The sequence below is a fragment of the Microbacterium hydrocarbonoxydans genome (assembly GCF_000956475.1).
GTDB lineage: Bacteria > Actinomycetota > Actinomycetes > Actinomycetales > Microbacteriaceae > Microbacterium > Microbacterium hydrocarbonoxydans_A.
In genome coordinates this window covers 448246-461543 of record NZ_JYJB01000009.1, presented here as the reverse complement: position 1 = coordinate 461543, position 13298 = coordinate 448246, and the positions used below count along the sequence as shown (strand labels likewise).

The following is a 13298-nucleotide window of genomic DNA, read 5'->3' as shown; positions in this document are numbered from 1 at the left end:
TGCGCCCTGCTCGTCGCAATGTCGCCGGCATGGCTTAGCCTTGGCGCATGGCGGAACTCGACCGTGTGCGCATCTGGGGCGACGCGCTGATCAGGCTGCATCTCGACGACAGCTGGTCGTTCGGCTTCGACAATGCGAAGCGTCGGGCCGGACAGTGCGACTACACCAAGAAGCGCATCACGGTATCGCGCTATCTCGCGGCGCGCTTCGAAGACGACGAGATCCACCAGGTGCTGCTGCACGAGGTCGCACATGCTCTCGCCGGGCACAAGGCGGCGCACGGCCCCGCGTGGAAGCGGATCGCCCGCGAGCTCGGTTACGACGGGGGTGTGACGCACCATGGCGAGACCGCCGTGGAGCTCGCGCCGTGGGTGGGCACCTGCCCGGCCGGGCATGTGACCTACCGCCACCGCCGTCCGACCAGGGCGACCTCATGCGCCAAGTGCTCGCGCACCTACGACGCGCGTTTCCAGTTCACCTGGACTCGACGCGAGATCACCGCGGCCACGCGCCTGGCCGCGCAGATGGCGCGCTGACTCAGTCCGCCGACGCCTCCGGTTCGGCAGCTGCCTCGCTCTCGACAGGAGCGGATGTCGCGGCATCCGCGTCTTCACTCTTACGGCGCCTGCGCAGCAGGCCTGCCAGCGCGCGCCAGCCGACGAGGAACACGCCCAGCACGATGGTCGCGACGATGATGAAGGGGATCTGCGCCGTGTCGCCGGCGACGAGGCGCAGCAGCATGCCTCCGGCCACGGTCACGACCCAGACCGTGACGCCCCACAGCAGCGACCAGGGCCTGCGCGGTCCCGAGCCCATCAGCGCGGCGAGAGCATGGCCTACCAGCAGCGCGACGAGGAACGGCCACGCGGTCAGAAGGAACCCGGCGGGATCCTCCTGATGCGACGCGCGCCCGATCACGGCGAAGATGAGCACGAGCACGGCGTCGACGATGAGAGCGGGAAGGTACCTCATGCCCCGACCATACGGCCAAGCCGCCGGATTCCGCGGCGACCGCACGGCCTGTTGCCACGCCGGCGTCCGCTTTCTTCCGACGGTCTATGCGAAGGGCACGAAGAGACCGTCGCGCAGCATCGGCACCACCTCGGAGGAGTCGAGTGACGCCGCCTCGGCGACGGATGCCGGGACGATACCCGACTCGGCCATTCGCGCCGTCGACGCGACGCCGATCTCGAGCTCTCGCGCCGAGCCGCTCGCGGTGAGCAGGTGCCGCAGCGCGCCCTTGAGCGCACGGAATCCCTCCGCGGCGACGGCAGCGTCCGGGGCGGTGTGATCGATTCCGAGGTCGGTGAGGGCGGCGATGACGGCGCCCGCCCCCAGCTGATCCTCGACGGCGAATCGCAGAGTTCCGTCGGCGGCCTTCTCTCCTGCGGCGATCACCGCGACCGAGGTGCGCTGCTGACGGCGCTCCTGCTCGACCTGGATGGCGCGGGCAGTGGCTGCGGCGTTGCGCAGTCCGCCCACCAGCACCACTGCGTCTCCCGCGGCAGCGGCGACTGCGGCCCCGTTGCTCGACCACTCCTGCGCATCGGCGAGGGAGACCGCAGCGCCCGAGGCCACGGCATCCGGCACCGTCGAGGAGAACCGCAGCACGTCGACGACAACCACGACGTCGGCGGGCGCCAGGCGGGCGAGCCCACCCGTCCCCCACTCGAAGCGGACCTGATACGTGGACTGGTCGAACGGGGATCCCATCCCTCCAGCCTATGACGGAGGCCGGGTGCGTCCCGATGCTCGCCACGAGCATCGGGACGCCTCCTGAACCGGCCGGCTCAGTCCGCGGCGAGGGCCTCGACCGGAGCGACCCTGGTCGCGAGCCGGGTGGGCGTCGCCGCGGCCACGAGGGTGAGCAGGGCGGTGGCGAGGACGATCACGACCACCGGGATCCATGGCACCTGCGGGGCGATGAGCCCGGCGGGTGTGAAGTCGGGCAGTATCGGCACCGAGCCGAGCAGCGACTGCGCCGCGATCCACCCGTAGGCGATGCCGAGCACGAGGCCGGTCGCGGTCGCGGCGACCGTGATGTGCGTCGCCTCGAGAAGGACCATGCGGCGCACCTGGGCGTTCGAGAGGCCGATGGAGCGCAGCAGCCCGAGCTCGCGCCGACGCTGCACGACGCCGATCGTGAGCAGGTTCACGAGCCCGACGGCGGCGATCACGGCCGAGACCGCGACGAGCACCATCATGATGGTGCCGAAAGCGTCGAACGGTGCGAACACGTCATCCGGCACGTCACCGGTCAGCTGGCTCGTCATCAGCGCTTTCGCCGACTCGAGGGCCACGGCGAACATCGTGACCAGGGTGACGCCCATCACCACGCCGATCGCCATGCGCGACGAGCGCTCCGGATAGCGCAGGGCGTTCTCTGCGGCGAGCCGCGCGGTGGCGCTCGACCCGAACAGCCGACCGACCAGGCGCAGCACGGGCGGCATGAAGATCACAGATCCGAGCGCCAGGCCCGTGAACGAGAGGATGCCGCCGAAGAACGCGACCACCACGCCGAGCGGGGTGACCAGGCCGAGCACGACGCCGGCCGCGAGGAGCGCCGCGCCCGAGATCAGCAGCACCCAGGCGCCGACGTGCCGCCCTGGCTTGCCTGCGAGCTCGTCGTGCGCGCGCTCGACCGACCCTCCGATGGCCTGCAGCGGCGTGACCGACAGCACCCGCCGCGACCCCGCCCACGCCGCGACCCAGGTGGTGAGCGCGACCCCGATGGCCGGCAGCACGATGAACGGCTGCGCGATCGTGAAGTCACGCGGCACGTTCTCGATGAACTGCGCGCCGATCTGCACGCCGATCGCCGCCAGCAGCACGCCGACGGCGGCTCCCAGCAGTGCGCCGATGATCCCGACCACCAGGCCCTGGCGGCTCACCTGGGTGCGCTGCGAGCGCGACGTCGCCCCGATCAGGCGCATCAGCGCGATCTGCCTCGTCCGCCCCGCGATGATCGTCGAGAACGTGTTGGCCGTCACGATCGCGGCGACGTACATCGCGACGGCGGTCAGCAGAACGGAGAGGATCGCGACGACGATCGCGAGCGTTCCGCTGTCTCCGATGTACGGATCGGCCTGCAGCACGGCTCCGATGTAGGCCGTGGTCTCGACCAGGACGACTCCGAAGGCGGCCGAGAGCGTCGCGACGAGGACGCTGGCGCCCATGCCGCGGTCGCGCAGCCAGCCCAGCCGGGGCCCGGTCGCCGCGGTCTGCGGAACGACGGTGGCGATCGCGCTCACGCCGCCACCTCCGCCGCGAGCATGTACGCCGAGATCTCCTCGGCGCTCTGACGCGGGTGGTCGGCGACGATGCGGCCATCCCCGAGGAACAGCACACGATCGGCGTGGCTGGCGGCGATCGCGTCGTGCGTGACCATCGCGATGGACTGCCCGTGATCGCGGCTCGCCTCGGCGAGCAGACGCAGCACCTCCCGGCCGGTCTTCGAGTCGAGGTTGCCGGTGGGCTCGTCGGCGAAGACGAGGTCGGGCGCGGTGGCGAGGGCGCGGGCGATCGCGACGCGCTGCTGCTGGCCGCCGGAGAGCTGATGCGGGCGGTGCTCGAGGCGCGAGCCGAGACCGAGCGACTCGACCAGGCCGTCGATGCGGGCCTTCTCGATCGCACTCGGGCGCCGGCCGTCGAGCTCGAAGGGCAGCATGATGTTCCCCATCGCCGTGAGAGTGGGCACGAGATTGAACGCCTGGAAGATGAAGCCGACGCGGCGGCGACGAAGGATCGTCAGATCGAGGTCGCCGAGCCCCGTGATCTCGGTGTCGCCGATCCACGCGCGCCCCTCGCTCGGACTGTCGAGTCCCGCCATGATGTGCATGAGGGTCGACTTGCCGGAGCCCGACGGTCCCATGATCGCCGTGAACTGACCTCGCCGGATGCCGACGCTCACGTCGTCGAGGGCATGCACGGTGCCTTCGCCCGTGCCGTAGGTCTTCTTCAGGTGCTGGACGCGGGCGGCGAGCCCGAGGTCGGTGGTCGTGATCTCCATGACATCGACGCTACGGAGAGCGGATGCCGCGGCGCGTCGCCCTGGCGGAGCATCCGACTACATCTCAGGGATGATCCGGCGGCGCGGCATCCGCTCCCCTCACAGCAGCGGGCGCGGGTCGAACACGACGCGGATTCGCGTGATCAGCCCGCCTTCGACATGGCTCCAGTTCACGGTGGGCACGATCGCACCGTTCCGGGCGACGAGATCGAACCAGGTCATCGCGTCGGGTCCCTCGACGATTCGCCGGGTGAGCCGCAGGGTCTCCATCACGGAGTCGGCCATCCCCTCCAGCCCGGCGATGCAGTCCTCGACCCCGTCGGCGTCACCGAACACGCCCGAGAACTGCACGTCCTCCGCGAGGACCGTGCGCAGCAGGCCGAAGTCGCGCTCCCGCCAGGCGTCGAAGTAGATCGTCGCGGCCCGGCGAGTGTCGTCCCGCAGCGCATCGACAGACGCGTCGCTCACAGTGACACCGTCCAGGTCCGGGTGGAGACGCCCACGGCGTTCCACGCGTTGATCACGACGATGAGCGACACCAGGGCGCCGAGTTCCTCGGGCGAGAAGACGGCGGAGGCGACCCGCCAGTCCGCATCCGGAACGTGGGTCTCGGCGGCCCGGGTGATGGACTCGGTCAGTGCGAGAGCGGCTCGCTCCCGCGCTGTGAACACGGGCGATTCACGCCACACGGCGACCGCGGCCAGTCTGCGGGCGTTCTCGCCCGCCGTCAGCGCGTCGGTCGTATGCAGATCGACGCAGTAGCTGCAGCCGTTCAGCTGTGAGGCGCGGATGCGGACGAGCTCGCGCAGGAGTCGATCGATCCCCGCCCTGTCGAGCTCAGCCGTGGCGGCGTTGTCGAGATGCGAGAGCGCTGTGGAGAAGCGGGGCGCGGTCGTGTCGAAGTCCAGACGGACGAGTACGGGAACAGTGGGAGCCGGGTCGGCGGGTGCGGAGTTCATGACTCCTCCTTTCGTCTTCACCAGACTCCCTCGTGCGTTTCCATCTGTCCAACAGCTGGTTCGGATGGCTATCATCGTTCTCAGATATGGAACTTCATCAACTGCACTACTTCCTCGCCGTCGTCGACCACGGATCCTTCACCGCGGCGGCCGACAGCGTGCACGTGAGCCAGTCCGGCGTGAGCGCCCAGGTGCAGAAGCTCGAGCGTGAGCTCGGGGTCACCCTGTTCGATCGGAGCGCACGGCGAGCCGCCCTCACCGCCGACGGCGAGAGGCTCCTGCCTGTCGTCAGAGCCGCGTTGTCGGCCGTCGGCGAGGTGCGAGCAGCGGCCGACGATCTTCGCGGACTGGTCATCGGCTCGCTGCGAGTGGGGACAGTCTCGGGACTCGCCTGGCCCTCGCTCTTCGATGCCCTCGCATCGTTGCATGAGGCCCATCCGGGCCTCGACATCCGCTTGCACGAAGGCACCTCGGAACAGCTCCTGTCCGCGTTGTCGCGGGGCGAGAGCGACGTCGCCGTCGCCGCCTGGACCGAGGGGGTCCCCGAGGGCCTCGAGACGAGGGTCGTGTTCGATGATGCACTCGTCGCCGTGGTCGCGCCGCACCACCCGTGGGCGGCGCGGCACAGCATCCGCCCCATGGAGCTCCTCGACGCCGACCTCATCGCGCTGCCCTCCGGCACCGGCGCGCGCACCGCGCTGGACGCCCTGCTCGCCGCGAGCGGACGGACGGTCGCGCCCCGGTGGGAGGTGTCGACGCCGTCCTTCGTGGAGATGCTCGCGACCCGCGGCCTCGGCGTCGGCATCGTCAGCGAGACGACCTGCGCCGGCTGGACCGGCGTGCGGGCCGTGCCGATCGGAGCTCCGGGCGCCCGCTCACGCCTCGGCATCGCATGGCGCACCGAACCCACGTATGCGACGCGCGCCCTGCTCGAGCTGCTGCGAGCGTCGCCCGCTGCGAGGTGAGCCCGAACGGAAGCCCTGCCTCAGGCGAGCCCGTGCTCGAAGGCGAAGACGACCAGCTGCACGCGGTCACGGAGAGCGAGCTTGGTGAGGATGCGACTGATGTGCGTCTTCACGGTCGCCTCGCTGAGGTACTCCCGCGCGGCGATCTCGGAGTTCGACAGACCTCGAGCAGCCAGCGCGAAGATCTCGCGCTCACGCTCGGTGAGGGCGGAGTAGCGATCGGGCACGGGCTTCGGCGCCTCGGCGAAGTGCTGGAAGAGCTCGCGGGTGGCGGATGCCGCGATCACGCTCGAGCCGGAGTTCACCGTGCGGATCGCCGCGAGAAGGAACTCGGGGTCGGCGTCCTTGAGGAGGAAGCCGCTCGCCCCCTGTCGGATCGCGCGCGCCGCAGCCTCGTCGAGATCGAACGTCGTCAGCATGACGATGCGCGGCGGCTCCGGCTCGGCGAGGATCTGCGTGGTGGCCGTGAGGCCGTCCATCACCGGCATCCGGATGTCCATGAGCACGACGTCCGGCCGCGTGGATCGCACCACGTCGATCGCCTCGCGCCCGTCGCCGGCCTCGCCGACGACGTCGAGGTCGGGCTGCGATGCGACCAGCATCCGCACGCCGGCACGGAAGAGCGCCTGGTCATCGACGAGCACGACTCGGATCATACGGGGGTTCCGGTTCCTGAGGAGGGAGAGGTGGAGATGGGCAGGGAGGCGCGGACGAGGAACGCCTCACCCTCCTGCCCCGCATGAAGGCTACCGCCCACGAGCTGAGCGCGTTCGCGCATGCCGATCAGGCCATGCCCGGATGACGACGGCTGAGCCGTGGCGCCGATGCGATTGGCCACCTCGATCTCGACCCGGTCGGGCAGCCAGCTCAGCCTCACGTCGACGGACCCGTCGCCGTGACGGATCGCGTTGGTCAGCGCCTCCTGGAGGATCCGGTAGACGGCGAGCTGGATCGCGCCCGGCGGCTCGCCTGGGGGCATCGGGTCGACCGTGATGCGCGGCTCGACTCCCGCCTGCCGCACCTGCGCGAACAGCGTCTCGAGATCGGCGAGCGTGGGCTGCGGGCCGTCGCCCTGGCGATGCCGCAGCTGCGTGAGCAGCAGCCGCACGTCCGACAGCGCCGAGCGGGCGGTCTGCGCGATCGTGCCGAGCGCCTCGGTCGCCATCTCGGGCTTCGCAGCCGCGGCGTACCGGGCGCCGTCGGCCTGCGCGATCACGACGGCGAGCGAGTGCGCGACGATGTCGTGCATGTCGCGCGCGATGCGCACGCGCTCCTGCTCCTCAGCCGCGAGGGCTTCGGCCTGCAGCTGCGCCGCCTTGGTGCGGCGCGCACGCAGCACGACCCGCCAGAGCAGACCGCTCACCCAGGCGAACCCCAGGGCGAGGACCGAGACGAACAGCAGCAGCACTCCCGCGCTCAGCTGCTCCCAGCCCGTGCTCGCCGTCGACGCGAGCCCGTTGACGAAGTAGATGTACACGGTCGCGACCAGCGCACCGACGATCGTCGACCCGAACCCCCACCACAGCACGGCTCTCGATCCCCACGCGGAGGTGGCGTACAGCACGAGCAGGATGGCGAAGTCGACCGGCACCGGGCCGAAGCCTGCGAGCATCTGCAGAACGGCTCCGGCCCAGGCCGCGGCGAGCGCGAGTCCGGGCGCGAGTCGTCCGATCGCGACACCGCCGGTCATCAGGATGCTCGCCACCACGAGCGCCGCGACGGCGACTGCCTGAGTCTCGGCTCCTCCGGTTCCGTGCCCGTAGAACACGATCGACATCGGGGTGAAGACGAGGAAGAGCAGCGCTGCGCCGACGATGTCGAGCACGAGCGCCGTGCGAGAGAGCGGCCGGATCACTCCCCCACGCTACGTGACGGGCGGATGCCGCGGCATCCGCCCGGAGATGTATCCCGCGGTCAGGCGCGGGCGACGATCTCGCCGTGCGGCACGAGGTACCAGCCGTCGCCGTCGTCGGCCCAGCGCCTCCAGGCGTCGCTGATCTCGCGCAGCTCGGCATCCGTCGCCATGCCGCTGTCGAGCAGCTGCCGCGCGAGAGCGGATTGGAGGATGCGGTCGGCCCACATGCCGCCCCACCAGCTGCGCTCTTCGGGGGTGGCGTAGCACCAGGTGGATGCCGTGACCGTGACGTCGTCGAACCCGGCGGCTCGAGCCCACGCCAGCAGGCGCCGACCGGCATCCGGCTCCCCTCCGTTCGCCCTGGCCGCACGACGGTAGAGGTCGAGCCACCGGTCGAGCTCGGGCAGCAACGGGAACCAGATGAACCCCGCATAGTCCGCGTCGCGTGCGGCGACGATGCCTCCGGGCACGGTCACACGCCGCATCTCCCGCAGCGCCTGCACCGGATCAGCGACGTGCTGCAGCACCTGATGAGCATGCGCGACGTCGAAGCTGTCGTCTGCGAAGCTCAGCGCGTGCACGTCCTCGACCGAGAAGTCGATGTTCGTCGCACCACGCTGCTCGGCGAGGGAACGGGAGAGGGAGAGCGCGTTCTCATCGATCTCGGTCGCTGTGACATGCCCGACGACGCTCGCGAAGTCGACCGTGATCGAGCCGGGGCCGGCGCCGACATCGAGGAGGCTCGTGGTCGCAGTGAGGAACGGGCGAAGGTACTCGGCGGAGTTCGAGATGTCGCGGACGTTGTGCGAGCGGAGGACGGATTCGTGGTGTCCGTGCGTGTACGAGGCCATGTTCCATCCTGGCATCCTGCGACTCGGGTCCGAGTCGGTGTGTCAGTGGAGCTCTGCCACCGCCCGGCGGATCGCCTCGCGATCGGGTTTGCCGGACGGGAGGGTGTCGAGTTCGTCGACGAGGATCAGCCGCGCGGGCCGCGCGGGCTTGCCGAGCTCTTCGGCGACCGCGTCGCGAGCGTGCGCGAGCTGTTCGGCCTCGCTGCGCCGCAGAGCCTCACCTCGAGGCGCCACGATGACCGACGCTTCGCCCCATCGCGCGTCGGCGACCGGGATCACGACGGCGTCGGTGAGGCCCGGCACGCGCCGCACGATCCGCTCGACCCGGTCGAGCGAGATGTTGATGCCGCCGGAGACGATGACGTTGTCTGCCCGGCCGTGCACCCGCACGATGCCGTCTTCGACGAGACCCAGGTCGCCGGTTCGGTACCAGCGGATGCCGTGCTCATCGCGCTCGAACACCCGGGCGGTGAGCTCGGGGTCGCCGAGGTATCCGTCGGCGAGCATGGGCCCGGCGATGCGCAGCTCCCCGTCGACGGCCTTGACGGCGGCCGTGTCGAGGGGCACTCCGTCGTACACGCAGCCGCCGCTCGTCTCGCTCGATCCGTAGGTGCGCACGAGGCGCACGCCGAGCTCCGCCGCCCGTTCGCGCAGCGGCTCCGGCAGGGCCTGGCCGCCGACGAGGATCGCACGGTACGCGCAGAGCGAGCTGCGGACCGCGTCGCTGTCTGCGGCACCCAGGAGGGTCGCGAGCTGCGCGGGCACCAGCGACGTGTACAGCTCGGGGATACCGCCGCCCGAGCCCGCGGTCGGGCGGAGCATCGACAGCGTCGCCATGGCGAAGGCATCCGCGGAGAACCGCTGCTCGAGCACTGCGGGCTCCGTGCCCGCCAGCAGCGAGCGCACCAGCACCTGGAGACCGGCGACGTAGCTCGCGGGCAGCGCGAGCAGCCATCGGCCCGCGCCGATACGCGCGGCCGTCGCCTCGGCGCCGGCGCGCAGCGCCTCACCGCTCAGCACGACCCGCTTCGGGATGCCGGTCGACCCGGAGGTCGCGATCACGACGGCGGTGCCGTCAGGCACGCTCTCAGGCTCCCCGCCCACCATGCCGAAGCCGAGCGCCGGGCCGCCGTCGAGGGCTCGCCCCAGAGCGGCGCGCAGCTCTTCGGGATCGTCGGCATCCGTGGGTCGCAGCTCGATCGACATGAGGGTCAGAAGTGGTACGGGAAGGCCGACCAGTCCGGCGCGCGCTTCTCGAGGAAGGAATCGCGCCCTTCGACAGCCTCGTCGGTGCCGTAGGCGAGTCGGGTCGCCTCACCTGCGAACACCTGCTGCCCGACCATGCCGTCGTCGACCGCATTGAAGGCGAACTTGAGCATGCGGATCGCCGTGGGCGACTTGGTGAGCACGGTGCGGGCCGTCTTCAGCGCCTCGCGCTCGAGCTCGGCGTGCGGAACCACGCGGTTCACGGCGCCCATCTCATAGGCGCGCTGCGCGGAGTACTCCTCGGCGAGGAAGAACACCTCTCGCGCGATCTTCTGCCCCGTCTGCCGAGCCATGTATGCCGAGCCGTATCCGGCGTCGAAGCTGCCGACGTCGGCATCCGTCTGCTTGAACCGCGCCTCCTCAGCGGAGGCGATCGACAGGTCGCACACGACGTGCAGCGAGTGGCCGCCGCCCGCTGCCCATCCGGGGATCACCGCGATGACCACCTTCGGCATGAACCGGATGAGGCGCTGAACCTCGAGGATGTGCAGGCGGCCGGCGCGCGCAGGGTCTGCCACCGCATCGACCTCGTCCGAGTACTTGTACCCGTCGCGCCCGCGGATGCGCTGGTCACCGCCCGAGCAGAACGCCCAGCCGCCGTCCTTCGGGCTGGGTCCGTTGCCAGTGAGAAGCACGGCGCCGATCCGCGGATCCTGCCTGGCGATGTCGAGAGCGCGGTAGAGCTCATCGACGGTGTGCGGACGGAAGGCGTTGCGCACCTCGGGCCGGTCGAACGCGATGCGGGCGACGCCGCCGTCGTGCGACACGTGCGCCGTGATGTCGGTGTAGTCCTCGGCGCCGGGTGCGAGCACCCACTCCTCGGGGTCGAACAGATCGGAGACGGATGCTGTGGTCACGGCGTCCAGCCTATTCCTCGGCGGGTGCAGGCGAGAGAGTGCCGCCCGTCGTGGGCGGCACTCTCCGGAAGGGGACGTCAGGGCCGGCGCCGACGGACGGTCTTGATCCACCCGTCGGCGATGTCCCACACGACGCCGGCCGCGACGCCGAACCCGAGGACGACTGCGAGTATGCGCATGATCCCGCCCTCGCCGGACGCCTCGGCATCACCCGCGGCGAAGCCATCACCGCCGGCGGTGACGGCGTAGGCGAGGAAGTCGGGGTTGACGAGCTCGCCGCGCAGCAGGAGGACGAGCACCCACGCGAGGAACGCCAGCGCGAGGATGGTGTTCACCACTGCAAACCCCACCGTCCAGCCGCCCCGTCGGAAGATGACGATCGCGAAGACCGCCTCCGCCGCGATGAGCAGAAGCAGCAGCCCGATGCTCCATGGCCACAGGTCAGGGTTCAGGATCGGAAGCGTCTCTGCGGGGATGAAGCCGCGCAACCGATCCCAGACGAGAGCACCGACCGCCAGGCCCAGGAAGACGAGCGAGCCGATCAGCTCGTTGCGCCCTGGACCGTTCTCTGTGAGCTCGGGCAGTTGATCGACATCCCACTTGTCGATCGACGTCGAGTTGCCGGTGCGCTCCAGCACGACGAAGACGAGCGTCGTCCAGAAGCAGATGTGGATGATCGTTCCCCCGGTGGCGACGATCGCGGAGGCGATGATCTCGCCGACGGGAGCGCCGGCGATCGTCTGCCCCAGCGCCGCTGCGACCAGGACGCAGACCGGGACGATCATCAGCAGGAGCTTCAGCAGTCGCCACCAGGTCAGGTAGAAGCGCGGGCCGATCAGATGGAGCGGACGCTCGGCGTAGCCTGCGGCGAGGATACCCGGGTCGCCGAGTTGGGTGAGCACGGCGCGTTCGGCATCCGTCGGCGACTCACCGGCCTCGAGCCTGGCTTCGATCGCATCGGCGATGGAGGCACCGAGCTCGGCGCGGACATCGTCCTGCGCGTCGGGCCTCAGGCTCTTGACGGTCGCGGCGATGTAGCGCTCGGTGAGAGTGGCGGTCGTGGTCATGTCAGTTCTCCTCTGCGGTGAGGGTGTCGATCGCTGCGGTGAGCGAGCGCCATTCGTCGGTCAGGGTGTCGGCGAGGCGGATGCCGGCATCCGAGGTGCGATAGAACTTGCGGGGCCTGGCCTCGTCGGTGTTCCACTCGCTGGTCAGGTACTCCTGCTTCTCCAGCCGGCGAAGCAGGGGGTAGAGAGTGTTCGCGTCGGTGGCGAAGCCCCGGCTCTCGAGCTCTTCGAGCAGTCCGTAGCCGTAGCCCGGAGTGCGCAGCAGCTGCAGGCACGCGAGCACCACGGTGCCGCGTCTCAGCTCCTGCAGGTGTGTGTCGAGAATCTCGTTCATGTCGATCACATTACTGTGTGACACACACTATCGTCAACAACACATTGATTGCGGATGAGAAGAGACCCCGAAGCCCTAGCGTGGAGTCATGAGCTTCGAGATCGCCTGCATCGACCCGTTCGACGATTCCGCCGTCGACGCCTGGTGGGAGGCGTATGCCGCCGCGCGACGCGTCGGCATGGGTGACGACGCCGTGGTCTGGTCGCGAGAGGAGAGCCGCACCGAGCTGCAGCAGCCCTCCGCGACGACGCGGAAGACCGCCTTCGTCGCGCTCGAGAACGGCGCGGTCGTCGGCTCGGGAGCGCTCACCCTGTCTCTCACGGACAACACGCACGTCGCGGGGATCGGCGTGAACGTCCCGTCCGAGCATCGCCGCCGCGGCGTCGGCTCCGCGCTCCTCGCTCGCATCGAGCAGGAGGCGGCTGGTGAGGGGCGCACGACCATGCGCGCCGACATCTTCTGGCCGGCATCAGCCCCCGCCGACGGTGCCGGCGAACCCGGACGGGAGTTCGCCGCCCGGCACGGGTACGAGGTCGCCCTCGGCGACGTGCAGAACCGCCTCGACCTACCGGTTTCGGACGAGATGATCGGCCGGCTCCTGACCACGGCCCCGGCCGCGGGCTATGAGATCCGCAGCTGGTCGGGCAGAGTCCCCGAGGAGTTCGTCGCCGACTGGGCGGCGCTGGATGCGATCCTCGACACGGAGGCGCCCACCGGAGCCCTCGACATCGAGACCGCGTCTGGCGACGTCGCCGCGTTCCGCGACGACGAGGACCTGATCGTCCGGCAGGGTCGCACCTCGTACGGGACCGTCGCTCTCGACCGCGACGGGCGCGTCGCCGCCTACACGCAGATCGTGGTGTCGATCGACGACGGCAACGGGTACCAGTGGGGCACGCTCGTACGGCGAGAGGATCGCGGGCGGCGCCTGGGGCTGCGGGTCAAGCTCGAGAACCTCCGGCTGCTGCAGCGGCTGTCGCCGGGAACCACCCGGGTGTACACGTTCAACGCGGAGTCGAACGAGCACATGCTGGCCGTGAACACGCAGCTCGGTTTCCACGCGACAGCACGGGTGGCGGAGCTGCAGAAGCGCCTGGTCTGATTTGTGACGCCGCGGAATGGGGCGACGGCATCC

The 13298-nt window shown here is 70.1% G+C and carries 16 protein-coding genes; 3 read left to right on the top strand and 13 right to left on the bottom strand.

Translation table 11 applies throughout. The annotated features are described in order from the left end of the window. Positions 1 to 47: 47 nt before the first annotated feature. On the top strand, positions 48 to 536 hold the full coding sequence (locus RS84_RS11380) for a SprT-like domain-containing protein (RefSeq protein ID WP_045257888.1): 489 nt from the start codon (positions 48 to 50) through the stop codon (positions 534 to 536). A gap of 1 nt (position 537) precedes the next feature. Here RS84_RS11380 and RS84_RS11375 read toward each other — a convergent pair whose 3' ends face one another. From RS84_RS11375 to RS84_RS11350, 6 genes are all read right to left on the bottom strand, one after another. Further along, positions 538 to 972: a DUF3054 domain-containing protein gene (locus tag RS84_RS11375; RefSeq protein ID WP_045257887.1), complete on the bottom strand. Its 435-nt coding sequence runs from the start codon at positions 970 to 972 to the stop codon at positions 538 to 540. An 84-nt stretch (positions 973 to 1056) separates the two neighbouring features. After that, complete coding sequence (locus tag RS84_RS11370; protein WP_045257886.1) at positions 1057 to 1713, bottom strand: 2-phosphosulfolactate phosphatase; 657 nt, start codon at positions 1711 to 1713, stop codon at positions 1057 to 1059. Positions 1714 to 1790: 77 nt separating this feature from the next. After that, on the bottom strand, positions 1791 to 3251 hold the full coding sequence (locus RS84_RS11365; RefSeq protein WP_045257885.1) for an ABC transporter permease: 1461 nt from the start codon (positions 3249 to 3251) through the stop codon (positions 1791 to 1793). After that, a complete protein-coding gene (locus tag RS84_RS11360; protein ID WP_045257884.1) occupies positions 3248 to 4009 on the bottom strand; it encodes an ABC transporter ATP-binding protein in 762 nt (253 codons plus the stop codon). Before RS84_RS11360 ends, RS84_RS11365 begins: the two co-directional genes overlap by 4 nt. A gap of 99 nt (positions 4010 to 4108) precedes the next feature. After that, on the bottom strand, positions 4109 to 4477 hold the full coding sequence (locus tag RS84_RS11355; protein WP_045257883.1) for a nuclear transport factor 2 family protein: 369 nt from the start codon (positions 4475 to 4477) through the stop codon (positions 4109 to 4111). Further along, a complete protein-coding gene (locus tag RS84_RS11350; RefSeq protein WP_045257882.1) occupies positions 4474 to 4968 on the bottom strand; it encodes a carboxymuconolactone decarboxylase family protein in 495 nt (164 codons plus the stop codon). Before RS84_RS11350 ends, RS84_RS11355 begins: the two co-directional genes overlap by 4 nt. A gap of 86 nt (positions 4969 to 5054) precedes the next feature. Between RS84_RS11350 and RS84_RS11345 the strand changes: the two genes are divergently transcribed. Then, complete coding sequence (locus RS84_RS11345; protein ID WP_045257881.1) at positions 5055 to 5933, top strand: LysR family transcriptional regulator; 879 nt, start codon at positions 5055 to 5057, stop codon at positions 5931 to 5933. Between the two features lie 20 nt (positions 5934 to 5953). Here the strand turns inward: RS84_RS11345 and RS84_RS11340 are convergent, their stop codons facing one another. The 7 genes from RS84_RS11340 to RS84_RS11310 all read right to left on the bottom strand — a co-directional run bounded on the left by RS84_RS11340 (position 5954) and on the right by RS84_RS11310 (position 12163). Next, a complete protein-coding gene (locus tag RS84_RS11340) occupies positions 5954 to 6589 on the bottom strand; it encodes a response regulator (RefSeq protein WP_045257880.1) in 636 nt (211 codons plus the stop codon). Then, positions 6586 to 7788, bottom strand: coding sequence for a sensor histidine kinase (locus RS84_RS11335; RefSeq protein ID WP_045257879.1), 1203 nt, complete (start codon positions 7786 to 7788; stop codon positions 6586 to 6588). The genes RS84_RS11340 and RS84_RS11335 overlap by 4 nt, the downstream gene beginning before the upstream one ends. Before the next feature lie 59 nt (positions 7789 to 7847). Next, entirely contained in the window at positions 7848 to 8639 is a 792-nt protein-coding gene (locus tag RS84_RS11330) for a class I SAM-dependent methyltransferase (RefSeq protein ID WP_045257878.1), read from the bottom strand. A 42-nt stretch (positions 8640 to 8681) separates the two neighbouring features. After that, positions 8682 to 9845 carry an AMP-binding protein gene (locus RS84_RS11325; protein ID WP_082062150.1) on the bottom strand — a complete coding sequence of 388 codons (1164 nt, stop codon included), beginning with the start codon at positions 9843 to 9845 and terminating at the stop codon, positions 8682 to 8684. Positions 9846 to 9850: 5 nt separating this feature from the next. After that, positions 9851 to 10762, bottom strand: coding sequence for a 1,4-dihydroxy-2-naphthoyl-CoA synthase (locus RS84_RS11320; protein ID WP_045257877.1), 912 nt, complete (start codon positions 10760 to 10762; stop codon positions 9851 to 9853). Between the two features lie 77 nt (positions 10763 to 10839). Then, positions 10840 to 11829 (bottom strand): permease prefix domain 1-containing protein, encoded by a 990-nt coding sequence (locus RS84_RS11315; protein WP_045257876.1) that lies wholly within the window; start codon positions 11827 to 11829, stop codon positions 10840 to 10842. A 1-nt stretch (position 11830) separates the two neighbouring features. Further along, on the bottom strand, positions 11831 to 12163 hold the full coding sequence (locus RS84_RS11310; RefSeq protein WP_045258133.1) for a PadR family transcriptional regulator: 333 nt from the start codon (positions 12161 to 12163) through the stop codon (positions 11831 to 11833). Between the two features lie 88 nt (positions 12164 to 12251). Here RS84_RS11310 and RS84_RS11305 point away from each other — a divergent pair, with 88 nt between their 5' ends. Beyond that, positions 12252 to 13265: a GNAT family N-acetyltransferase gene (locus tag RS84_RS11305; protein ID WP_045257875.1), complete on the top strand. Its 1014-nt coding sequence runs from the start codon at positions 12252 to 12254 to the stop codon at positions 13263 to 13265. Positions 13266 to 13298: the final 33 nt, after the last annotated feature.

Excerpts from the sequence above, each read along its gene's own strand:
- RS84_RS11305 (WP_045257875.1), top strand. The coding sequence starts at position 12,252 with ATGAGCTTCGAGATCGCCTGCATCGACCCGTTCGACGATTCCGCCGTC.
- RS84_RS11330 (WP_045257878.1), bottom strand. The coding sequence starts at position 8,639 with ATGGCCTCGTACACGCACGGACACCACGAATCCGTCCTCCGCTCGCAC.
- RS84_RS11370 (WP_045257886.1), bottom strand. The coding sequence starts at position 1,713 with ATGGGATCCCCGTTCGACCAGTCCACGTATCAGGTCCGCTTCGAGTGG.
- RS84_RS11310 (WP_045258133.1), bottom strand. The coding sequence starts at position 12,163 with ATGAACGAGATTCTCGACACACACCTGCAGGAGCTGAGACGCGGCACC.
- RS84_RS11325 (WP_082062150.1), bottom strand. The coding sequence starts at position 9,845 with ATGTCGATCGAGCTGCGACCCACGGATGCCGACGATCCCGAAGAGCTG.
- RS84_RS11380 (WP_045257888.1), top strand. The coding sequence starts at position 48 with ATGGCGGAACTCGACCGTGTGCGCATCTGGGGCGACGCGCTGATCAGG.
- RS84_RS11375 (WP_045257887.1), bottom strand. The coding sequence starts at position 972 with ATGAGGTACCTTCCCGCTCTCATCGTCGACGCCGTGCTCGTGCTCATC.
- RS84_RS11350 (WP_045257882.1), bottom strand. The coding sequence starts at position 4,968 with ATGAACTCCGCACCCGCCGACCCGGCTCCCACTGTTCCCGTACTCGTC.
- RS84_RS11345 (WP_045257881.1), top strand. The coding sequence starts at position 5,055 with ATGGAACTTCATCAACTGCACTACTTCCTCGCCGTCGTCGACCACGGA.
- RS84_RS11340 (WP_045257880.1), bottom strand. The coding sequence starts at position 6,589 with ATGATCCGAGTCGTGCTCGTCGATGACCAGGCGCTCTTCCGTGCCGGC.
- RS84_RS11315 (WP_045257876.1), bottom strand. The coding sequence starts at position 11,829 with ATGACCACGACCGCCACTCTCACCGAGCGCTACATCGCCGCGACCGTC.
- RS84_RS11360 (WP_045257884.1), bottom strand. The coding sequence starts at position 4,009 with ATGGAGATCACGACCACCGACCTCGGGCTCGCCGCCCGCGTCCAGCAC.